This is a genomic window from Burkholderia sp. BCC1988 (genome assembly GCF_905339895.1).
Lineage (GTDB): Bacteria > Pseudomonadota > Gammaproteobacteria > Burkholderiales > Burkholderiaceae > Burkholderia.
In genome coordinates, this window is the sequence record NZ_CAJPHA010000001.1 from 487,558 (window position 1) to 507,202 (window position 19,645).

22 protein-coding genes are annotated in these 19,645 nt (G+C 66.7%); 10 read left to right on the forward strand and 12 right to left on the reverse strand.

Annotation, left to right across the window (positions count from 1 at the left end; translation table 11 throughout):
• Positions 1–15 precede the first annotated feature (15 nt).
• Positions 16–663 (reverse strand): LysE/ArgO family amino acid transporter, encoded by a 648-nt coding sequence (locus U4012_RS02020; protein WP_321795730.1) that lies wholly within the window; start codon positions 661–663, stop codon positions 16–18.
• Positions 664–778: 115 nt separating this feature from the next.
• On the opposite strand from U4012_RS02020, the gene U4012_RS02025 reads away from it, so the two are divergent.
• The gene (locus tag U4012_RS02025; protein WP_044844621.1) at positions 779–1,240 is read left to right on the forward strand and encodes an Lrp/AsnC family transcriptional regulator; all 462 of its coding nucleotides are present in this window, start codon (positions 779–781) and stop codon (positions 1,238–1,240) included.
• 63 nt (positions 1,241–1,303) lie between these two features.
• Entirely contained in the window at positions 1,304–1,714 is a 411-nt protein-coding gene (locus U4012_RS02030; protein ID WP_044844622.1) for a VOC family protein, read from the forward strand.
• A gap of 53 nt (positions 1,715–1,767) precedes the next feature.
• On the opposite strand, the gene U4012_RS02035 is transcribed toward U4012_RS02030, so the two are convergent.
• From U4012_RS02035 to U4012_RS02045, 3 genes are read right to left on the reverse strand one after another with little or no spacing between them, the layout of a single operon-like run.
• Entirely contained in the window at positions 1,768–2,121 is a 354-nt protein-coding gene (locus tag U4012_RS02035) for a copper-binding protein (protein ID WP_321795733.1), read from the reverse strand.
• 44 nt (positions 2,122–2,165) lie between these two features.
• Complete coding sequence (locus U4012_RS02040; RefSeq protein ID WP_321795735.1) at positions 2,166–2,957, reverse strand: DUF2182 domain-containing protein; 792 nt, start codon at positions 2,955–2,957, stop codon at positions 2,166–2,168.
• Positions 2,954–3,598 carry a DUF1326 domain-containing protein gene (locus tag U4012_RS02045; RefSeq protein WP_321795737.1) on the reverse strand — a complete coding sequence of 215 codons (645 nt, stop codon included), beginning with the start codon at positions 3,596–3,598 and terminating at the stop codon, positions 2,954–2,956. The genes U4012_RS02040 and U4012_RS02045 overlap by 4 nt, the downstream gene beginning before the upstream one ends.
• Positions 3,599–3,941: 343 nt before the next feature.
• Here U4012_RS02045 and U4012_RS02050 point away from each other — a divergent pair, with 343 nt between their 5' ends.
• Positions 3,942–5,105: an MFS transporter gene (locus tag U4012_RS02050; protein WP_321795739.1), complete on the forward strand. Its 1,164-nt coding sequence runs from the start codon at positions 3,942–3,944 to the stop codon at positions 5,103–5,105.
• 36 nt (positions 5,106–5,141) lie between these two features.
• Here the strand turns inward: U4012_RS02050 and U4012_RS02055 are convergent, their stop codons facing one another.
• Positions 5,142–6,194: an alpha/beta hydrolase gene (locus U4012_RS02055; protein WP_321796008.1), complete on the reverse strand. Its 1,053-nt coding sequence runs from the start codon at positions 6,192–6,194 to the stop codon at positions 5,142–5,144.
• 256 nt (positions 6,195–6,450) lie between these two features.
• On the opposite strand from U4012_RS02055, the gene U4012_RS02060 reads away from it, so the two are divergent.
• Positions 6,451–6,621: a hypothetical protein gene (locus U4012_RS02060; RefSeq protein ID WP_321795740.1), complete on the forward strand. Its 171-nt coding sequence runs from the start codon at positions 6,451–6,453 to the stop codon at positions 6,619–6,621.
• Positions 6,622–6,681: 60 nt separating this feature from the next.
• Here U4012_RS02060 and U4012_RS02065 read toward each other — a convergent pair whose 3' ends face one another.
• The 6 genes from U4012_RS02065 to U4012_RS02090 all read right to left on the reverse strand — a co-directional run bounded on the left by U4012_RS02065 (position 6,682) and on the right by U4012_RS02090 (position 11,176).
• Positions 6,682–6,930 carry a hypothetical protein gene (locus U4012_RS02065; protein ID WP_124485054.1) on the reverse strand — a complete coding sequence of 83 codons (249 nt, stop codon included), beginning with the start codon at positions 6,928–6,930 and terminating at the stop codon, positions 6,682–6,684.
• 257 nt (positions 6,931–7,187) lie between these two features.
• Complete coding sequence (locus U4012_RS02070) at positions 7,188–7,718, reverse strand: transferase hexapeptide repeat family protein (protein WP_321795742.1); 531 nt, start codon at positions 7,716–7,718, stop codon at positions 7,188–7,190.
• 3 nt (positions 7,719–7,721) lie between these two features.
• Positions 7,722–8,684 (reverse strand): electron transfer flavoprotein subunit alpha/FixB family protein, encoded by a 963-nt coding sequence (locus U4012_RS02075; RefSeq protein ID WP_321795744.1) that lies wholly within the window; start codon positions 8,682–8,684, stop codon positions 7,722–7,724.
• Between the two features lie 16 nt (positions 8,685–8,700).
• Positions 8,701–9,450, reverse strand: coding sequence for an electron transfer flavoprotein subunit beta/FixA family protein (locus U4012_RS02080; protein ID WP_321795746.1), 750 nt, complete (start codon positions 9,448–9,450; stop codon positions 8,701–8,703).
• A 38-nt stretch (positions 9,451–9,488) separates the two neighbouring features.
• Entirely contained in the window at positions 9,489–10,277 is a 789-nt protein-coding gene (locus U4012_RS02085) for an SDR family NAD(P)-dependent oxidoreductase (protein WP_044844631.1), read from the reverse strand.
• A gap of 62 nt (positions 10,278–10,339) precedes the next feature.
• On the reverse strand, positions 10,340–11,176 hold the full coding sequence (locus U4012_RS02090; RefSeq protein ID WP_321795748.1) for an alpha/beta fold hydrolase: 837 nt from the start codon (positions 11,174–11,176) through the stop codon (positions 10,340–10,342).
• 139 nt (positions 11,177–11,315) lie between these two features.
• Here U4012_RS02090 and U4012_RS02095 point away from each other — a divergent pair, with 139 nt between their 5' ends.
• The 6 genes from U4012_RS02095 to dmpG all read left to right on the forward strand — a co-directional run bounded on the left by U4012_RS02095 (position 11,316) and on the right by dmpG (position 18,069).
• Positions 11,316–12,095 (forward strand): SDR family oxidoreductase, encoded by a 780-nt coding sequence (locus U4012_RS02095; RefSeq protein WP_321795750.1) that lies wholly within the window; start codon positions 11,316–11,318, stop codon positions 12,093–12,095.
• Positions 12,096–12,246: 151 nt separating this feature from the next.
• Positions 12,247–13,812 (forward strand): DUF1302 domain-containing protein, encoded by a 1,566-nt coding sequence (locus tag U4012_RS02100; RefSeq protein WP_321795752.1) that lies wholly within the window; start codon positions 12,247–12,249, stop codon positions 13,810–13,812.
• Positions 13,813–13,853: 41 nt separating this feature from the next.
• Positions 13,854–15,236 carry a DUF1329 domain-containing protein gene (locus tag U4012_RS02105; protein ID WP_321795754.1) on the forward strand — a complete coding sequence of 461 codons (1,383 nt, stop codon included), beginning with the start codon at positions 13,854–13,856 and terminating at the stop codon, positions 15,234–15,236.
• A gap of 83 nt (positions 15,237–15,319) precedes the next feature.
• Positions 15,320–16,102, forward strand: a complete 783-nt coding sequence (gene dmpE / locus U4012_RS02110; RefSeq protein WP_044845650.1) for a 2-oxopent-4-enoate hydratase — start codon at positions 15,320–15,322, stop codon at positions 16,100–16,102.
• A 19-nt stretch (positions 16,103–16,121) separates the two neighbouring features.
• Positions 16,122–17,021 carry an acetaldehyde dehydrogenase (acetylating) gene (locus U4012_RS02115; RefSeq protein WP_044845651.1) on the forward strand — a complete coding sequence of 300 codons (900 nt, stop codon included), beginning with the start codon at positions 16,122–16,124 and terminating at the stop codon, positions 17,019–17,021.
• A gap of 16 nt (positions 17,022–17,037) precedes the next feature.
• Entirely contained in the window at positions 17,038–18,069 is a 1,032-nt protein-coding gene (gene dmpG, locus U4012_RS02120; RefSeq protein ID WP_321795756.1) for a 4-hydroxy-2-oxovalerate aldolase, read from the forward strand.
• 101 nt (positions 18,070–18,170) lie between these two features.
• On the opposite strand, the gene U4012_RS02125 is transcribed toward dmpG, so the two are convergent.
• Positions 18,171–19,640: an efflux transporter outer membrane subunit gene (locus U4012_RS02125; RefSeq protein ID WP_321795757.1), complete on the reverse strand. Its 1,470-nt coding sequence runs from the start codon at positions 19,638–19,640 to the stop codon at positions 18,171–18,173.
• Positions 19,641–19,645 lie beyond the last annotated feature (5 nt).

Consider the following 19,645-nt stretch of genomic DNA (forward strand, 5'->3'; position numbering starts at 1 on the left):
GCACCGCGCTACGCGTCAGGCCCCTGCGACGCCCCGCACGCCCGCGATCAACTGGATCGCGCCGAACGCGGCGATCACGACGGCCGACATGCGCGATAGCCCGTGCATGAACGTCAGCGACATCTTCGTGCGCAGCGCGGCGGTCGCGCTGCTCAGGCACAGCCACCACGTCGCGGAACCCAGGAACACGCCGGCGACCATCAGCGCCACGGTCGCCCCCATCGCGCCTTCATGCGTGCCCGCCAGCGGGCCGAGCGCCGCGAAGATCCCGACGAACGACAGGATCGTCATCGGGTTCGACAGCGTGAGGCCGAAAGTCGTCAGGAAATCGCGCAGCACGGTCGTGCGCGGCAGGTCTCGAACCGCCGCCGATGCGGTCGACGCCGCCGGCGCCTGCCGCGCGATCGACCACGCCAGCCACACGAGGAACGCGCCGCCGCCGATTTTCAGCGCGACGGTCAGCATCGGGAACGCGGTGACGATGCCGGCGACGCCCAGCGCGCCGAGCAGCCCGTAGATCGCATCGGCGCACGCGGCGCCGATGCCCGTCGCGAACCCCGCGTGAAAGCCGCGGCTCAGGCTGCGCTGGATGCACAGCATGCCGATCGGGCCGACCGGCACCGCGATCGACAATCCCATTACGACGGACTTGATGAACAGCATGGCCGGTTCCTCGCGACATGCAATGCGTTGAACCGTCATCGTAGGGAAACTCCGGTCGCCGCTGAAGGCGGTTTTTAAGGAAAAATAGCCGCTTCACCTTAAAAACCCCGCCGCGATGGACGAACTCGACTGGAAAATACTCGCGCTGCTGCAGGCCAACGGCCGCATCAGCTACACGGAGCTGGCACGCCAGGTTCACCTGTCGGTGCCGGCGGTCACGGAACGCGTGAAGCGCCTCGAATCGGCCGGCGTGATCGACGGCTACACGGCGCGGGTCAATCCGGCCGCGGCCGGCTACCCGGTGAGCGCGCTGATCGGCATCACGGTGCCGCAGCCGGCGAAGGCGAAATTCCTGAAGCTGCTGGAGACCATTCCCGAAGTGGTCGAGTGCCATCACGTGACCGGCGCGGATTCCTACGTGATGCGGTTCGTCGCCGTCAGCATGGCGCATCTCGAACAGCTGATCGAGCGCATCAACCTGTATGGCGAAACGCGCACGTCGATCGTGATGTCGACGCCGCTGCCGGCGCGCGGGCTCGCGCGTCCGGCCGCGGCGGTCAAAGGCGTTCGGGGGTGACAGGATGCCCCGCGCTGCGCGATGCTGTGCCATGCGCCGCTTGCGCGAACCGGACAACCTGCCATGCCAGTCATCGGATTCGATCATTACAACCTCCGCGCGGATCGGGCCACGCTCGATACGCTGCGCGACTTCTACATGAACGTCGTGGGCCTCGAACCCGGATATCGACCGCCGTTCCAGAGCAGCGGCTACTGGCTCTACGCGGGGGCGCAGGCGATCCTCCACCTGTCGGAAGCGCGACCCGGCGAGGTGCGGCCGGCGCATGTCGTCAATACGTTCGACCATGTGGCGTTTTCGTGCGCGAATGCCGCGGACATGGAGCGGCGTCTTGGCGACGCGCAGGTCCGGTACACGCGCCGGCACGTGCCGGTCACGAGCCAGCTGCAGATCTTTTTCACCGATCCGGCCGGGAATGGCGTCGAGTTGAATTTTGCGGAAGCCGGCCGCGATTCCGGTGATGGACCGGGTTAGCGCTGGCGACCGGTCCGTGACAGTTGCCCGGCAAGCGGTTGCTTGCGCGACCGTTACCGTCGTTGCACGAGCTTCACGATCGTCAGCGCACCGTTCACGCGCTCGACCCGGACCTTGACCTTGTCGCCCACGTGCAGCGACGCGATCATCGCCGGGTCGCCGGCCTTGAATGCCATCGTCATCGGCGCCATCCCGACGTTCTGGAGCGCGCCGTGCTTCAGCGTCACCATGCCGTGCTCGGCATCGATCCGTTTCACTTCGGCGTCGGTCAGCGCGGCATCCGGCGCCGACGTCTTCGAGTCGCCCATGTCCATGTTCATGTCGGACATGCTGCCGGCTGAATACGCCGGTGTCGCGACGACGTTCATCGCGCAGAGGACGGCGACGGCAATATTTCGAATCTTCATCAACCGACTCCCGGCTGCAGCGGGTAACGCATGGAACGCACCCCCTACACCAGCAACGTCGCGACCGCCCACCCGATCAGCACGACACCCAGCGCCCGGCCGACCCGCTCGCCGCCCGGCAGCACCTTTTCGACCAGCACGAACAGCGACAACGCGACGATCCACACGACGTTCATCACGCCGCCGACGAACAGCAGCGCCATCAGCAGCCAGCAGCAGCCCACGCAATACGCGCCGTGGCGCGCGCCGAGCAGGAAGCTGCCCGTGATCCCCGGGCGCCAGTATGTCGCGAGAAACCGCACCGGCGACCGGCATTGCCGCAGGCAGGCCTGTTTCAGCGGCGAGAACTGATAGACGCCGGCCAGCGCGAGGACGATCGCGGACAGCACGGCGCTCTTCGACCACAGCATCATCCCGGAGATCAGGCCGGCAGGCTGCAGCAGCAACTGCAGCACGGCAGCGCCGACCGAGAACGCGAGCCATACGGCCAAATAGCCGGCCAACAGGCTCGTCGACGTGAATGCCGACCCGGCATCGCCCCGATCGTGATGCCGCAGCACGCGCCGGTACAGCAGCACGACCGGCGCCGCGCCGGGCGTCATCATCGCGATCATCATCACCCACCACATCAGGATCACGGTCGCCAGCGACGGATCCATGGCGCCCATGCCGTCGGCCAGCCGATGCGGGAACAGCGCGACCGCCGTCATGTCCAGCGCCGACATGCCGGTGCCGGCCCCCGTCCACAGGTAGGCCCAGCACGCGCCGACGAGCGCGGTCATGCCGAGCAGCGTGACGACGCGCTCGCGTCCGAGAAGCTCGCCGACGGGGATCATGCCGCGACGCGATGCCGGATCAGCCCGTGGTTGTTCAGGTGCAGCCGTGCGAACTGCGCGTAGCTCCGCTCGAGATCCAGCTGGATGTGGCCGTGCGACCGGCCGGTGCCGGATCCGATCTCGGCCAGCTCGTATTCGAAGCCGTGCGGCAGGTCGATCCGCACGCGATGTTCGGCGCCCGTCACCGGATTGCGGATCGGCTCGCCGACGATGTCGAGCACGCCGTCGATGCTGATCCGGCCGCGCCGCGCATCGACATCGACGTCGAAATCGATCTTCGCGAAGATCGGCTCGTAGGCCTGCTCAAGCGTCGATGCGAACACGGAAAACATCGTCGCGAACGGATCGGTATCCTGACCGGTCATGATCTTCATCACGGCTTCGCACTGCGCGGGGCTCGCACGCTCGTCGACGATCGGCTGGCACCGGCCGTGGCCTTCGTGAATCGGTCCGGGCCACTGGAACACGACCGCGATCCGGACACCGTCGAGCACCACGTCGCCGTAGTGGCCGCTGTCGATCGAAATCGCACCCATCGCTTCGCAGTTGCCGTGCGTCGGCAACGAATTGAACTGGCAGGGGCAACCGTATGAGCAATTGCAGTTCATCAGTTCGGTTCCCTGGATCTCCCACGGCGTCATGGCTTCACCTCGCGCAGTCGCTGGCACGTAATGTCTCGAATCTAGTGCAGCGGACAGGGGAAATCAAAGTGCGCGCGAGTGCCTCGTGCGTCGAAAAAACCAGGCGCCGCGCGGCGCGCAACGGTGCCGGCCCGACGCATTCAACCTCGTCGTGCAGCCCCGCCGATGCAGGCCTTTCGATGCGCAACGGCGCGCTCGGACGAGCGTGTTCGAGCCATGTCGGACAAAAGCCGACGGCACGCACGCAGCATCACGAATGCGGGCATCCCGCATCGGTCCTGGTTCATACTGTCTCGCAATCGACGATTCACCCCGACCGTCGCCGTCGCCCCGGATAGCTGTCATGCGCGTTCAAAGTGCGTTGCTGTTTCTCGTCGGCACCCTGCTCACCGCGGGCGGCTACGGTGCGACCTTCCTGCTGTCGATGCGCTTTCGCGCGATCGGCGGCAGCGATCTCGATACCGGCGCGGCACTGGCCGCGGCGACGGTCGGCACGTTCGCCGGCTTGTCGTTCGTCGGCTGGTTCTCGCAGCAGATCGGCACCACACGGATCGCCGCGCTGTCGTCACTGTGCATCGGCGCCGGCATCGTCGGCTTCGCGCTCGTCGGGCGCGCGGCCTATGCGGACCTGCCGTCCGGCTTCCTGGTCGGCTTCGGCTGGGGCGCGTTTCACCTGGCCGCGCCGATGTCGCTGGCCGAGCGTACCAGCGGTGCGGAGCGCGGCACCTGGTTCTTTCGATCGGCGACGTTCCAGATGACCGGAATCGGTGCATCCCCGGCGTTTGCCGCCTATGCGATGCGCATGCTCCACTGGTCGATCGACGACACGCTTTACGCGGTCGGCGCGCTGTGCGCGCTCGCGTCGCTGATGCTGGAAGCATTCGGCCGCCTGAGCCCGCGTCCGTCCGCCCCCATCGCCGGCGGCCGGTGGGTGCGCGAGCTGCGCACGATCTCGCGCACGCGGGCGGCCGCGCCGATCGCGATGATCGCGCTCGGCACCTGCGTCTTCTCCGGCCTGATGACGTTCCAGATGTCGCTCATGCAGGGCACGCAGGCGCGGCCCGGCACATTCTTCAGCGTTTATACGATGACGGTGGTGAGCGCGCGCTGGCTGCTCGGGAGATGGGTCAGGATGGCGCGCCCCGAAACGGCGACCAAGGGCCTGCTCATGTTGATGCTGCTCGGGGCGCTCGCGATGTTCGGCGCTGCCGCGCACGCATCGCTGCAGTCCGTCGCGGCCGTCCTGCTGGGCGCCGGCTACGGCCTCATGTATCCGGTGATCCAGGCACAGGCGGTCAACGATTGCCCGGACGCGCAACGGCATGGCGTGCTGACCTGGTTCGTCGCGTCGTATTTCATCGGCGCGTTCGGGTTTCCGTCGCTCGGCGGCTGGGTGATGGTGCATGCCGGCAAGGGCGCGTTGCTGATGCTCATCGCCAGCTGCGGGCTGGCGGCGCTGTCGCTCGCGATCCTGCGCGACCGGCCGGAGCCGGTGCGCACGCAATGACGCAGTGGCGGGACGAACCGCCGCGCAGCCTGCCGGTCAGAACCGCCCGACGTCGACCACCGCCTGGGCGAATGCCTGCGGCGCCTCCTGCGGCAGATTGTGGCCGATACCGCCGGTGATCGTGCGATGCTCGTACTTGCCGGTGAACTTCGCCCGATAGACGGCCGGCGGCACGTGAAACGCCCCGTTCGCGTCGCCTTCCATCGTGATGCTCGGAACCGTGATCGGCGGCGCGGATGCAAGCCGCTGCTCGTATTCGTCGTACTTCGCCTCGCCCACCGCAAGCCCCTGCCGCCACCGGTAATTGTGGATCGTAATGGCGACGTGATCCGGGTTTCGGAAAGCCGGCGCGCTTCGCGCGAAGGTCGCGTCGTCGAAGTTCCATTTCGGCGACGCCTGCTTCCAGATGAACTTGACGAAATCTTCGGTGTACTTCTCGTAGCCGTCGCGGCCGCGGTCGGTCGCGAAATAGAACTGATACCACCACTGGAACTCGCCGGCGGGCGGCAGCGGCATTTTTCCCGCGCTCTGACTGCCGATCAGATAGCCGCTCACCGATACCAGCCCCTTGCAACGCTCCGGCCACAACACGGCAATGATATCGGCGGTTCGCGCGCCCCAGTCGAATGCACCGAACAGGGCCGTCCGGATGTCCAGCGCATCCATCAGCGCGATGATGTCGAGTGCAACGGCCGTCGGCTGCGCGTTACGCATCGTCTGGTCCGACAGAAAGGTGGTCGAGCCGTAGCCCCGCAGGTACGGGACGATCACCCGATACCCCTGCGCGCCGAGCGCCGGGGCGACGTCGACGAAGCTGTGGATGTCGTATGGCCAGCCGTGCAGCAGCATGACCGGCGGGCCATCGGCCGGGCCCGCTTCCGCATAGCCGACATTGAGCAACCCGGCCTTGATCTGCTTGATCGTCGTGAACGACGAATGGCTTCCAGGCTTGATCGGTGGCATCGGCGGTGTTGCCGACGGCGCATTTTGTGCGTAAGCGGATTGCAGCATCTCGAACTGCGCTGCAACAAGCGCACCGGCTGCCATGCGCGCAAAGCCACGCCGGCGCGGGTCGATTTCTTCTGGCATTTTTATCTCCCGTTTCAGTGGGACTGACCGACAAACCGCCAAACCGACAAACAGGCGCTACCGGAAAATGTTAGTCGATAGGAAACGGCTTGCAAGGCGGATTGAAAGACGGCAATAGGACGCATTGCCTGAATCCGTCTGTATGTGCCTGTGTCGCGCGTGCGGCCATCGGCTTGTCCGCTGAGTCTCCGCACTCGCAGCGTCGAATGGTGTCACGCCTGCGCAAATCGTCATCGCGTGAACGCGGAGCCGCAACATGGTGCCCATTCCGGGTACCCGGCGTATCGCATATCTTGAGGAACACGTTGTCGCATCGGACATCGATCTCTCGCCCGGCGAACTGGCAGCGCTGGACGAGGCCGCACCGGTCGGTGCGGCGACAGGCGAACGCCATTCGGCGCGAATGATGGCAGCCGTCGGGCATTGACGGCGAAAACGCGCCGCCGCACGCGGCGCATCCGCAGCCCTCGGCGGCGTCGTCCCGACGTCAACCCGGTTTCTTCGACGACCGCGCGACCGCGAACCACGCCATCATCGCGCCCGCGACCCACGCGCATGTCAGCAGCAGGTCGAAGTCCATCATGCCTTCGAAATTCTCACTGTTCTCGAAGCTGCAATGCCGGCTGCCGCGAAATTCGATGCAACCGCTGGCGACCCACTGAATGTGCATGAATACGTGATAGACGGCGAAGGCCGAAGCGATAATGGCGACGCGCAGGCGTAGGGTCGTTTTCATTCGGCGCCGGAGGCGGTGGGATGGTGTGACGCCGATCTTAAGACAACGGCGCCGCATCAGGCAATCGATCCGGCGCGTACGTCGCGACCAGCATGCACGACGTCGAATCGCCATCCGCACAAACCCCGATAAACCCCGTGACATCGCGCTTTCGGCGCGGCGCGCACGGATTTGCGGTATTCACGCTGATGCACGACGGTCTTGCCGCCGGCAGGCATCCTCCGCCCGAACGACGACGCGTCGACAACGCGCATCGCTTACGCGTCGTCGATCTGCCGGAGCCCCCTCAAGCAATTCACCGCCAGCTGCTGATAGATCCGCGTGCCGTTCGCCTTCGCGTCGATCTCCGCGTCGCTCAGCCGCCGCACCACACGGCCCGGCACGCCCGCGAGCAGCACGCCGCGCGGCACGTCGTAACCGGCCTTCACGAACGCGCAGGCCGCGACGATCGTGGTCGCGCCGATCGTCGCGCCGTCCATCACGACCGCGTTCATCCCGATCATCGTGTCCGGCTCGAGCGTCGCGCCGTGCACGATCGCGCCATGGCCGATGTGGCTGTTCACGCCGAGCCGGCACGTCTCGCGGATGCCGACGTGCAGTACGCAGCCGTCCTGCACGTTGCTGCCGTCGCCGACGACGATCGCGCCGAAGTCGCCGCGCAGGCTCGCATGCGGGCCGATGTAGCAGCCCGCGCCGATCGTCACGTCGCCGATCACGACCGCGCTCGGATGAACGTATGCGGACGGATCGACGCGCGGGCGCATGCCGTCGAATTCGAACAGCGGCATCGCTCAAAGCACCGTGGCCGCTTCGGGCACGAGCGTGAACAGGTCGCCGACGAGGCCGTAATCGGCCACACCGAAGATCGGCGCTTCCGGATCCTTGTTGATCGCGACGATCACCTTCGAATCCTTCATGCCGGCCAGATGCTGGATCGCGCCGGAAATACCGACGGCGATGTACAGCTGCGGCGCGACGATCTTGCCGGTCTGGCCGACCTGGTAGTCGTTCGGCACGTAGCCGGCGTCCACCGCCGCGCGCGACGCGCCGAGTGCGGCGCTCAGCTTGTCGGCCAGCGGTTCGAGAACCTTCATGTAGTTCTCGCCGCTGCCCAGGCCGCGGCCGCCCGACACGACGATGTTCGCGCTGGTGAGTTCGGGGCGATCGAGTTTCGTCACCTCCCGGCCGATGAACTGCGACACACCCGCGTCTGCTGCCGCTTCGATCTTCTCGATCGCTGCGCTGCCGCCTTCGGCCGCCACCGGATCGAAGCCCGTCGTCCGCACCGTGATCACCTTGATCGGGTCGCCCGACTGCACCGTCGCGATCGCGTTGCCTGCATAGATCGGACGCTCGAACGTGTCGGCCGATACAACCGCCGTGATGTCGGAGATCTGCGCGACGTCCAGCTTCGCGGCGATGCGCGGCGCGATGTTCTTGCCGTACGCGGTGGCCGGCGCGAGGATGTGCGAGTAGTTCGACGCGACGGTCAGCACCGTCGCTTCGACGTTCTCGGCGAGACCGTCCGCGAGTTGCGGCGCATCGGCGAGCAGCACTTTCGAAACGCCTGCGATCTTCGCCGCTGCATCGGCCGCTGCTTGCGCGTGGTGGCCCGCGACCAGCACGTGAATGTCGCCACCGCCGAACGCGCCGACTTCGGCGGCCGCCGCCACCGTGTTCAACGTCGCGGCCTTGATCGGCGAAGCGCCGGCTGTCGATGCCGCGTCATGCTCGGCGATTACCAGAATCGTCATGTCCGTCCGCTCCCTGTTACAGCACCTTGGCTTCGGTCTTCAGCTTGTCGACCAGCGTCTGCACGTCCGGCACCTTCACGCCGGCCGCACGCTTCGGCGGCTCGGCCACCTTCAGCGTCTTCAAACGCGGCGTGACATCCACTCCGAGGTCTTCCGGCTTCACCGTTTCAAGCGGCTTCTTCTTCGCCTTCATGATGTTCGGCAGCGTCACGTAGCGCGGTTCGTTCAGGCGCAGGTCCGTGGTAACAACTGCAGGCAGTTGAAGCGACAGCGTTTCGGCGCCGCCATCGACTTCACGTGCCACGGTTGCCTTACCACCGGCGATCGTCACCTTCGACGCGAACGTCGCTTGCGGCAGGCCTGCCAGCGCAGCCAGCATCTGGCCGGTCTGGTTCGAATCGTCGTCGATCGCCTGCTTGCCGAGGATCACGAGCTGCGGCTGTTCCTTGTCGACCAGCGCCTTCAGGATCTTCGCGACACCGAGCGGCTCGACCGCGTCGCCAGCTTCGACGAGGATCGCGCGATCCGCGCCGATCGCGAGCGCCGTGCGCAGCGTTTCCTGCGCCTGCGCGACACCGACCGACACGGCCACCACCTCCGTCACGACGCCGGCCTCCTTCAGCCGCACGGCCTCTTCCACCGCGATTTCATCGAACGGGTTCATCGACATCTTCACGTTCGCGATGTCGACGCCGGTGCGGTCGGACTTCACGCCGACCTTCACGTTCGCGTCGACCACGCGCTTCACTGCCACGAGCGCTTTCAACTGCCTGCCTCCTCTCTTGTTTCGACCGCCGCGGCGCGTCAGCGCGCGGTGTATCCGCCGTCGATCACCAGCTCCGCGCCCGTCACGTAGCGCCCGGCCGGCGACACGAGATACAGGATGCCGGCCGCGATGTCACGCGGGCTGCCGATCTTCGCCATCGGCACGTGGGTCTGCAGATAGCCGAACACGTTGTCGGGATCCTGGCCCATCTGGCGGAACGCGTCCTCGAGCATCGGCGTGCGGATGTAGCCCGGATGCACCGAGTTCGCACGAATGTTCTTCGCCGCATACAGCATCGCATCGACCTTCGCCATCATCCGCACCGCGGCCTTCGACGCGTGATACGCGGGCACGTCCGGGCCGCCGACGATCCCGTACATCGACGACAGGTTCACGATCGAGCCGCCGCCGGCCGCTTCCAAGCGCGGAATCGCCGCGCGCGTGCACAGGAACACGCCGTTGACGTTCACGTCCTGCACGCGCTGCCACTGTGCGAGCGTGAGTTCGTGGGTCGGCACGTTGTGCCCTTCGATGCCCGCGTTGTTCACGAGCACGTCGAGGCGCCCGAAGCGCGCGACGATCTCGCCGAACACGCGCTCGACGTCGGCCTCCTGCGTGACGTCGAGCGACCAGAACGCGGCCTGGCCGCCCTGCGCGCGAATCTCCTCGACGAGCGCTTCGGCGGGCTGCGACAGCACGTCGAGGATCGCGACGCTCGCGCCGGCCGCGGCCAGCGTGCGCGCCGTTTCCGCGCCGATGCCGCGCGCGCCGCCGGTGATCGCGGCCACCTTGCCGCGCAGGTCGAACAGGTCTTCGATGAGTTTCATTGTGTCTCCTTGTATTTAGGCGAACCGGCCACGAACGGGCCGGCCATCAAAACCATCGCGCATCATCGCGCCGTCGGCGCAGCCAGGAAATCGAGGCATTCCCGGTTGAAATAGGCCGCATGCTCGACCATGACCCAGTGGCCGCAGCGGTTCAGCAGCACGAAGCGCGCGTCGCGGCAACGCTCGAGGAACGTCAGCGCGCCGCCGACCGGATTGAAGCGGTCGTCCGTGCCCCAGAAACCGAGCACCGGGCAGCGCAGGTCGGCGAGCGCGCCCGTCAGGTTCGGCACGCTCATCGTCGACAGCACTTCGGTCGGCTGCTCGACGCACACCTTCATCCGCTCGGCGACGAGCGCGTCGGTGACGATCGCCGGATCGTGCACCAGCAGCGTCAGCAACTCGCGCATCGTGTCGTCATTCATCTGGCGATTGGTGAAGAGCTGCACCATCCGCTGGATCCCTTCCATCCGGAAATAGGTGTCGCGATCCTCGACGCCGCCCGGCGCCATCATGATCAGCCCGTCGACTTCGTCCGGGTAATCGAGCGCGTATTTCAGCGCGATCGCGCCGCCGAGCGAGTTGCCGAGCAGCACGGCCGGCCCGACGCCGAGCGCGGACAGCTGCGCGTGCAGCGCGCCGACGAAGAAATCGAGCGTGTAGGCGACGTCGGACGGCTTCGACGACTGCCCGTAGCCCGGCAGGTCGACGACGATCGCGCGGTGGCCGGCCGCCGCGAACGCCGGGTAGTTGTGCTTGAAGTTGCTGAAACCACTCGCGCCCGGGCCGCTACCGTGGATGAACACCACCGGGCGGCCTGCGCCCGCCTCGAAATGATGCAGGCGCAGGCCGCCCGGTACGTCGGTGAAGATGCCGGCCGGCGGCGTCGTGGGGGTCGTCATCGCGGGTTGTCTCCTTCGTCGGTCGATGGATGCCTGCCACGATGATTGCGCCGCCGGCGCCGGCCGGCATCATCCTTTCAGACTACGAAGCCGCGCGCGCTTGTTCCTATCATCGGGCCACCGAAAACGGAGGCAGACGATGAACGGATTCGACTACAGCGGCAAGACGGTGCTCGTGACGGGCGGCACCAAGGGCATCGGGCGGCGCATCGCCGAGCGGTTTCTCGCGGCGGGCGCGCGCGTGTTCGTGTGCGGGCGCAGCGCGCCCGACACGCCGCCGTCCGCCGGCGGACGCACGGCCACCTTCATCGCGGCCGACCTGCGCGACATCGAGCAGGTCGACGCGATGCTCGCGACGGCCCGCGCCGCAACCGGCGGCCTCGACGTGCTCGTCAACAACGCGGGCGGCTCGCCGTTCGTGCTCGCGGCCGACGCATCGCCGCGCTTCACCGAATCGATCGTGCGGCTGAACCTGATCGCGCCGCTGCAACTCGCGCAGCGCGTGAACGCGATCATGCAGCCGCAACCGCACGGCGGCGTGATGCTGTTCATCGCGAGCGTCAGCGCGTCGCGGCCGTCGCCCGGCACCGCGGCCTACGGCGCCGCGAAGGCGGGGCTCGTCAACGCGGTCACGTCGCTCGCGGTCGAGTGGGCGCCGCGCGTGCGCGTGTGCGCGATCAGCCCGAGCCTCGTGCAAACCGAATCCGCGACCGAAGGCCACTACGGTGACGATGCGGCGCTCGATGCGATCCGCGCGACGATTCCGGCCGCACGGCTCGCGACGCCCGACGACGTCGCGTCGGCGTGCCTGTTCCTCGCGTCGCCCGACGCGTCGTACACGTCGGGCGCGAACCTGCGGCTCGACGGCGGGGGCGAACGGCCCGCGTTCCTGGCCGCGACGCAGATGCAAGCGCGCTGACGCATGCGCCGCCAGATGCGTGCGCCGATCGTTTCCAGTCCTAGGGAAGTCATCTAGTTCATTTTGACGATTCCCTGCTATCGCGATCTCCCTACTCTGCCTCTCACGACAACCACAGTCGACCGTCGTCGATACCCCCAGAGGAGACACCATGCATCAACGGATTTCGCGCCGTACCGACAAGCGGGCCACCGCCGCGCTGTCGACGCTGGCCGCCGCGCTGCTGACTTGCGTCGTTCCCGACGCGCACGCCGGCAGCACGATCGAGCTTGGCGCCGACACGACGCTGGACTACACGTTCACGCTGAGTTACGGCCTTGGCATGCGCACGCGTGCGCCGAGCGGCAATCTGCTGACGCCGGCGAACATCAACGGCGACGACGGCGATCGCAACTTCGCGAAGAACAAGCTGATCGAGAACCAGGTCAGCCTGCTCGGCGAAGTGAACCTGAAGCACGACGACTGGGGCGTGTTCGTCCGCGCGAGCACGTTCTACGATCAGGCGTACCGCCACCCGAACTACAACGACGCGCCCGGCACGGTCAACCACACGGGCCAGTACAACAACTTCACCGGCGACGCCCGCTACTGGTCGGGCGGCCACACGACGCTGCTCGCCGCCTACGCCTACAACACCTTCAAGATCGGCCCGACGAGCCTGAACGTGAAGGTCGGCGACCAGGTGGTCGCGTGGGGCGAAAGCCTGTTCTTCCCGAATATCGCGGGCGCGCAAGGCCCGGCCGATGCCACCAAGTCCTATGTCGCGGGCGCTCAGGTGAAGGACATCCTGCTGCCGGTGCCGCAGATCTCGACGCAATGGCAGATCACGCCGAACTTCAGCCTGCTCGGCTACTACCAGTTCTCGTTCCAGCAGAACCGCCTGACCGCGCCCGGCACGTACTGGAGCTATTCGGACGTGGTCGGCCCGGGCGCGCAGTTCATCATCGGCCCCGGCGGGATGGTCATTCCGCGCGGGGCCGACGACAAGCCGAGCGCCCGCAACCAGTGGGGTATCGGCGCACGCGTGCGCGTGCTGGGCGACACCGAGCTCGGCGTGTACCACCTGCATTACAACGACATGAACCCGAGCGTCGTCACGACGTACTTCCCGACGCTCCAGTACCAGCAGAAATATTTCAGCAACATCAAGCTGACCGGCGCGAGCTTCTCGACGCAGGTCGGCCCGGTGAACGTCGCGGGCGAAGTGTCGTACCGCCAGGGCGCGGCCGTGCTCGTCAACACGCCGACCGGCCCGCAGTCGACCCGCGCGAACGTGCTGCAGACCAACCTGTCGGGCATCTACTCGATCGGGCCGAGCTTCCTCGCAAACTCGCAGTCGCTGGTCGGCGAACTGACGTACGTGCATGCCGGCGGCATCTCCGCGCTCGACGGCTCGACCACGCTCGCCAACTCGCGCAACGCGCTCGCGATGGAGATCGCGTGGACGCTCAGCTACAAGAACGTGTTCAACGGCTGGGATCTCGACGTGCCGCTGACCTACTCGCACGATCTGACCGGCACGTCGCCGCTCGCCGGCGCGCTCGGCTCGCTGACGGGCCAGGGCGATCACCGCGTGACGGCCGGCGTGACGTTCACGCGCCTGAGCAACCTGCAGCTGGCGCTCGTCTACGCCAAGTTCCTCGGCTCGCCCAACCCGGTCACGCGTCCGCTGGCGGATCGCGACTACGTGCTCGCCACGGCGACCTACCACTTCTGAGCGGCCCGGCCGCTCGTCACTCAGCAAGAAGAGGATTTGTCATGAAACGAACTCGTCTCCCCCTCCTGCGCGCATCGGCGATGGCCGCGTGCGCGCTCGTCGCGACGGCCTCGTTCGCGAAGGTCACGCCGGACGACCTGAAGGCGCTCGACGGCCCGCTCACGCCGATGGGCGCGGTGCGCGCCGCGAGCAAGGACAACAGCGTGCCGGAGTGGTCGGGCAAGTGGCTCGGCACGCCGCCCGACGTGCAGTACAAACGCGGCAGCCGCTACCCCGATCCGTTCGCGAACGAGAAGCCGGTCGCGACGATCACCGCCGAGAACATGGCGCAGTACGCGGAGCACCTGACCGACGGCCAGAAGGCGATGTTCAAGCGCTATCCGGCCACGTTCAAGATCAACGTCTACCCGAGCCACCGCGACTTCCGCTACGCGGATTCCGTCTACAAGGACATCCGCACGTATGCGCCCGATTCGACGATGACGTCCGACGCGAACGGGCTGACCAACGCGCCGCCGCAGGTGCCGTACCCGATCCCGAAGACGGCCGCCGAGCTGCTGTGGAACCAGCGCTTCTCGTCGGCGATCGGCACCGAGCAGGCAACCTACGACCAGGCGGTCGTGTACTCCGACGGCAACATCGCGTGGGGCAAGGTGCGCTACGACATCTACTCGCCGCGCAACGTCGGCAAGTACGACGTGAAGAGCGACCTGAACAACCGCACGTTCTATCGCAACGCGACGGAGCTGCCGCTGTCCGACCGCGGCTCGCTGATCGTCGGCTTCACGAACTGGGACAAGGCCGGCGCGGACAACTCGTCGCGCACATGGATGTACAACCCGGGCACGCGGCGCGTGCGCCAGGCGCCCGAATACGGCTATGACCAGCCGCAGGGCCCGGGCGGCTTCCGCACCGTCGACGACGACCGCCTGTACAACGGCCCCGGCGACCGCTACGACTGGAAGATCGTCGGCAAGCGCGAAGTCTACGTGCCGTACGACAACTACAAGGCGATGGACAGCTCGGTCAAGTATGCGGACCTGCTGACCAAGGGACATGAAAACCCTTCGTACATCCGCTACGAGCTGCATCGCGTGTGGGTGCTGCAAGCGACGCTGAAGAGCGGCTATCGTCACCAGTACGCGAAGCGCGTGCTGTACATCGACGAGGATTCGTGGATGACGCTGCTCGCCGACAACTACGACGCACGCGGCCAGCTGTGGCGCACCAACGTCGCGACGACGCTGTACGCATATGACGCGAAGACGTTCTACCCGGGTGTCGTGTTCTTCCACGACCTGATCTCCGGCGCCTACATGGCCGACCGCCTGACCAACGAAGGGCCGATGCCGAAGCTCGACAGCAGCCCGCAGTTCAGCGAAGCGTACTTCTCGCCGGACGCGATCCGCAGTTCGGGTAACTAAGCAAATCGCCGCCCGCGCCGGAGCCTCGCTCCGGCGCCCGACGCCGCCCGGGACGGCGGCCTTTTCCATTCGAGGGCCCTACCATGTCCAACCGCTTGCATGCAACGCTCGGCGACGAGCTGTATGCCGCGTGGCACTCCCGCGCGCCTGTCGCGCCGCTGTCGGGGCGGCCGCGCCGGCTGTCCCTCGACGATGCGTACCGGATTCAGCAACGCTTCATCGAACGCCGCGTCGAATGCGGCGAATCGGTGGTCGGCAAGAAGATCGGCGTGACGAGCCAGGCCGTGCAGGACATGCTGAACGTGCGCCAGCCCGATTTCGGCATCCTGCTGTCCGGCATGCACTACGCGGCCGGCGAGGCGATCGCCACCGAGTCGCTGATCGCGCCGCGCGCCGAAGGCGAGATCGCGTTCATCCTCGCGCGCGACCTGCGCGGCCCCGGCATCGACCGCACCGACGTGATCGCCGCGACGGCCGCGGTTGCGCCCTGCTTCGAGATCGTCGATTCGCGCATTCGCGACTGGGCGATACGCATCGAGGATACCGTCGCCGACAACGCGTCGTGCGGCGTGTACGTGCTCGGCGATGCGCGCGTCGATCCGCGCACGCTCGATCTCGCCGCGTGCGAGATGACGATCGAGAAGAACGGCGAGACCGTCGCGCAAGGCCGCGGCGATGCGGCGCTCGGCCATCCCGCCGACGCGGTCGCGTGGCTCGCGAACACGCTCGCCGAATACGACGTGCCGCTGCTCGCCGGCGAGATCGTGCTGTCCGGCTCGCTCGCGAAACTGATTCCGGTCACGGCCGGCGACGCGCTGTCGATGCACATCTCGGGCATCGGCGGTTGCGACGTCCGCTTTATCTAAAGGAAGAGGAAGAATCCTGATGAAGAAAATCAAATGCGCACTGATCGGGCCCGGCAACATCGGCACCGACCTGCTTTACAAGCTGCGCCGCTCGCCGGTGCTCGAACCGGTGTGGATGGTCGGCGTCGACCCTGCGTCCGACGGCCTCGCGCGGGCCCGCGAATTCGGGCTGAAGACCACCGACAAAGGTGTCGACGGGCTGCTGCCGCACGTCGCCGACGACGAGATCCGCATTGCGTTCGACGCGACGTCGGCCTACGTGCACCGCGACAACTCCGACAAGCTCACCGCGCTTGGCGTGAAGATGATCGACCTGACGCCAGCCGCGATCGGGCCGTACTGCGTGCCGCCGGTCAACCTCGACGCGCATCTCGGCAGCGCGCAGATGAACGTGAACATGGTGACCTGCGGCGGCCAGGCGACGATCCCGATGGTGTACGCGGTGTCGCGCGTGCAGCCGGTCGCATACGGCGAGATCGTCGCGACCGTATCGTCGCGCTCGGTCGGCCCCGGCACGCGCAAGAACATCGACGAATTCACGCGCACGACGTCCGGCGCGATCGAACAGGTCGGCGGCGCCCGCAAGGGCAAGGCGATCATCGTGATCAACCCGGCCGAGCCGCCGCTGATCATGCGGGACACGATCCACTGCCTGACCGACGGCCCGCCCGACGTCGACGCGATCACCGCGTCGGTGCATGCGATGGTCAAGGAAGTGCAGCGCTACGTGCCCGGCTACACGCTGAAGAACGGCCCGGTGTTCGACGGCAACCGCGTGTCGGTGTTCATGGAAGTCGAGGGGCTCGGCGATTACCTGCCGAAATACGCGGGCAATCTCGACATCATGACCGCCGCCGCGGCCGCCACGGCCGAGCGTTTCGCCGAACAGATGCTGGCCGCGACGGCCGCCACCGCTTGAGTCGAGGAGTCACACGATGTCACTTGCAGGCAAGAAGATCACCGTCCACGACATGTCGTTGCGCGACGGGATGCACCCGAAGCGTCACCAGATCACGCTCGACCAGATGCGCAACATCGCGCGCGGGCTCGATGCGGCCGGCGTGCCGCTGATCGAAGTCACGCACGGCGACGGGCTCGGCGGCGCTTCGGTCAACTACGGTTTTCCCGCGCATACCGACGAGGCGTACCTGAGCGCCGTGATTCCGGAGCTGAAGCAGGCGAAGGTGTCGGCGCTGCTGCTGCCCGGCATCGGCACCGTCGAGCACCTGCGCATGGCGCACGAGCTCGGCGTCGGCACGATCCGCGTCGCGACGCACTGCACCGAAGCCGACGTGTCGGAACAGCATATCGGCCTCGCACGCACGCTCGGTATCGATACCGTCGGATTCCTGATGATGGCGCACATGTCGTCGCCCGAGCAGCTCGTCGTGCAGGCGAAGCTGATGGAGTCGTACGGCGCGAACTGCATCTACATCACCGATTCGGCCGGCCACATGCTGCCCGACGACGTGACCGCGCGGATTGGCCAGGTGCGCGCCGCGCTGAAGCCGGAGACGGAACTCGGCTTCCACGGCCACCACAACCTCGCGATGGGCGTCGCGAACTCGGTCGCGGCGGTCGCCGCCGGCGCGAACCGGATCGACGCGGCTGCCGCCGGCCTCGGCGCGGGCGCCGGCAATACGCCGATGGAAGTGTTCGTCGCGGTGTGTGACCGGATGGGAATCGAGACCGGCGTCGACGTGTTCGCGATTTCCGACGTCGCCGAGGATCTCGTCGTGCCGATCATGGACGCGCCGATCCGCCTTGACCGCGATGCGCTGACGCTCGGTTACGCGGGCGTCTACTCGTCGTTCCTGCTGTTCGCGAAGCGCGCGGAAGCGAAGTACGGGATTCCGGCGCGGGACATCCTCGTCGAACTCGGCCGGCAGCGGCTCGTCGGCGGGCAGGAGGACATGATCGAGGATGCGGCGCTGACGATGGCGCGGGCACGGGCGGTGGCGGCATAACGGGGATCTGCGCTGCCTTCCATGTCATGGACGCATCGCAGGTCAGTCTCCGGCCGGAGCCGCGGCGATCGCGGCTCCGTCTTCCGCATAGATGCCTGCCGTCAACGCGCAGGATACGCGTCGCCACCGACGGCGGCAAAAAACGAAACCGTACTGGCCATCCTGGCCGCGCGCAGGCGAATCACCTCCAGCCGCGTCAAATCGTACGCATACTCGGCACGTAGCACGCGAAGCCGATCCGAGCTACCGTTCTCGAACTGACGCCGCGTCATCTCGAGAATGGTCTGCTGGCGCCGCGCGACGGCGCTACGGGCCTGCAGCGCCGTCGTATCGCGATCGATTTCGGTCATCGCATCGGCCACGCTCTGCAATCCGCTGAGCACCACCTGCCGGTAGTCTTCAAACGTCGCATCGTATGCGGCATACGCCGCGTCCCGCGACGCACGCAATTCTCCACCGTGAAAAATCGGTGCGCTTAGCTGGGCACCGATATTCCAGATCGTCGTGCCGCCCGCGAACAACTGGCCGAGCACCAGCGGCGACGACCCGATGCTCGCGCCCAGTTCGATCCGCGGGTAAAGATTGGCCGTGGCAACACCGGCCAGTTCACCGGCAATGTGCAGGCTCGCCTCCGCTGCGAGGATGTCGGGACGTTGACGCACGAACTCCGACGGAACCGTCGACGGCAGGTCCCGTGGCAACTGCAAATCGTCCAGACGAAACCGCGGCAGCGATTCGGGCGATGGAACACCCGCATAGACCGCGAGTTGAAACCGGACCTGCTGCAGTTGCGCGCGCAAGGTCGCCAGTTCCGCCTCGATTCGATCGACGTCCGAATCGCCGTCGATCGTTTCCCGATAAGCCACGCTGCCGATTGCATAGCGATCGTGCTGCGTCTGCCGGACGGCCTGCCGGTTCTGCAACACGCCTTCGTTCAATTCGATTTCGTCGCGCAGCCGCCCTTCCCGGACCGCCGCGGCCGCGATATTGCCGGCCAGCGTCAGGCGTGCCGCGTCTGCCTGATGCTTTCTCAGCGCCGCTTCGTATTGTTTCGCGGCGATCCGATGGCGCTGCGTACCGAAGAAATCGAAGTCGTATCGAACGCTCACGTTTGTGTTGTACAGCATGAATGGCGACGGGTTCGGAATCATCGGCAGGCCGGCCGCAGCGGTATTCAACTGCTCCTTTTTTGCCGACGCGCCGAAATCGACCTGCGGATAGCGACTTGCTCCGCGCTGGCCCTCGAGATACTTCGTGGCTTCGACCAGCCGCGACTCCGCACTCCGCACGGACGGACTATCCTGCATCGCCTGCTCGACGAGGGTATCCAGCGCCGGCGAGCCAAAGCGCCGCCACCAGCGCGGATCGCGTGCGGCCGGCGCGGAAGCGCCGTCGCGTTCGGCCGATCCGGCGCTCATTCCCATGAAGGTGGAAGGCAATGCCAGATCGCTCGCGGAACGAGAGACGAACGCGGGATGACGGCACCCTTGCCCCAGGACGATGGCGACCGCGATCGGCAGGAGCGCAATTGCGCGGCAAGCGCGGCGGCCGGGATGTGTTCGTTGTGCCATCGTCG

What these genes read in the sequence shown, in the direction of transcription:
- U4012_RS02020 (WP_321795730.1), bottom strand. Translation starts at nt 663, where the DNA reads ATGCTGTTCATCAAGTCCGTCGTAATGGGATTGTCGATCGCGGTGCCG.
- U4012_RS02025 (WP_044844621.1), top strand. Translation starts at nt 779, where the DNA reads ATGGACGAACTCGACTGGAAAATACTCGCGCTGCTGCAGGCCAACGGC.
- U4012_RS02030 (WP_044844622.1), top strand. Translation starts at nt 1,304, where the DNA reads ATGCCAGTCATCGGATTCGATCATTACAACCTCCGCGCGGATCGGGCC.
- U4012_RS02035 (WP_321795733.1), bottom strand. Translation starts at nt 2,121, where the DNA reads ATGAAGATTCGAAATATTGCCGTCGCCGTCCTCTGCGCGATGAACGTC.
- U4012_RS02040 (WP_321795735.1), bottom strand. Translation starts at nt 2,957, where the DNA reads ATGATCCCCGTCGGCGAGCTTCTCGGACGCGAGCGCGTCGTCACGCTG.
- U4012_RS02045 (WP_321795737.1), bottom strand. Translation starts at nt 3,598, where the DNA reads ATGACGCCGTGGGAGATCCAGGGAACCGAACTGATGAACTGCAATTGC.
- U4012_RS02050 (WP_321795739.1), top strand. Translation starts at nt 3,942, where the DNA reads ATGCGCGTTCAAAGTGCGTTGCTGTTTCTCGTCGGCACCCTGCTCACC.
- U4012_RS02055 (WP_321796008.1), bottom strand. Translation starts at nt 6,194, where the DNA reads ATGCCAGAAGAAATCGACCCGCGCCGGCGTGGCTTTGCGCGCATGGCA.
- U4012_RS02060 (WP_321795740.1), top strand. Translation starts at nt 6,451, where the DNA reads ATGGTGCCCATTCCGGGTACCCGGCGTATCGCATATCTTGAGGAACAC.
- U4012_RS02065 (WP_124485054.1), bottom strand. Translation starts at nt 6,930, where the DNA reads ATGAAAACGACCCTACGCCTGCGCGTCGCCATTATCGCTTCGGCCTTC.
- U4012_RS02070 (WP_321795742.1), bottom strand. Translation starts at nt 7,718, where the DNA reads ATGCCGCTGTTCGAATTCGACGGCATGCGCCCGCGCGTCGATCCGTCC.
- U4012_RS02075 (WP_321795744.1), bottom strand. Translation starts at nt 8,684, where the DNA reads ATGACGATTCTGGTAATCGCCGAGCATGACGCGGCATCGACAGCCGGC.
- U4012_RS02085 (WP_044844631.1), bottom strand. Translation starts at nt 10,277, where the DNA reads ATGAAACTCATCGAAGACCTGTTCGACCTGCGCGGCAAGGTGGCCGCG.
- U4012_RS02090 (WP_321795748.1), bottom strand. Translation starts at nt 11,176, where the DNA reads ATGACGACCCCCACGACGCCGCCGGCCGGCATCTTCACCGACGTACCG.
- U4012_RS02095 (WP_321795750.1), top strand. Translation starts at nt 11,316, where the DNA reads ATGAACGGATTCGACTACAGCGGCAAGACGGTGCTCGTGACGGGCGGC.
- U4012_RS02100 (WP_321795752.1), top strand. Translation starts at nt 12,247, where the DNA reads ATGCATCAACGGATTTCGCGCCGTACCGACAAGCGGGCCACCGCCGCG.
- U4012_RS02105 (WP_321795754.1), top strand. Translation starts at nt 13,854, where the DNA reads ATGAAACGAACTCGTCTCCCCCTCCTGCGCGCATCGGCGATGGCCGCG.
- dmpE (WP_044845650.1), top strand. Translation starts at nt 15,320, where the DNA reads ATGTCCAACCGCTTGCATGCAACGCTCGGCGACGAGCTGTATGCCGCG.
- U4012_RS02115 (WP_044845651.1), top strand. Translation starts at nt 16,122, where the DNA reads ATGAAGAAAATCAAATGCGCACTGATCGGGCCCGGCAACATCGGCACC.
- dmpG (WP_321795756.1), top strand. Translation starts at nt 17,038, where the DNA reads ATGTCACTTGCAGGCAAGAAGATCACCGTCCACGACATGTCGTTGCGC.
- U4012_RS02125 (WP_321795757.1), bottom strand. Translation starts at nt 19,640, where the DNA reads ATGGCACAACGAACACATCCCGGCCGCCGCGCTTGCCGCGCAATTGCG.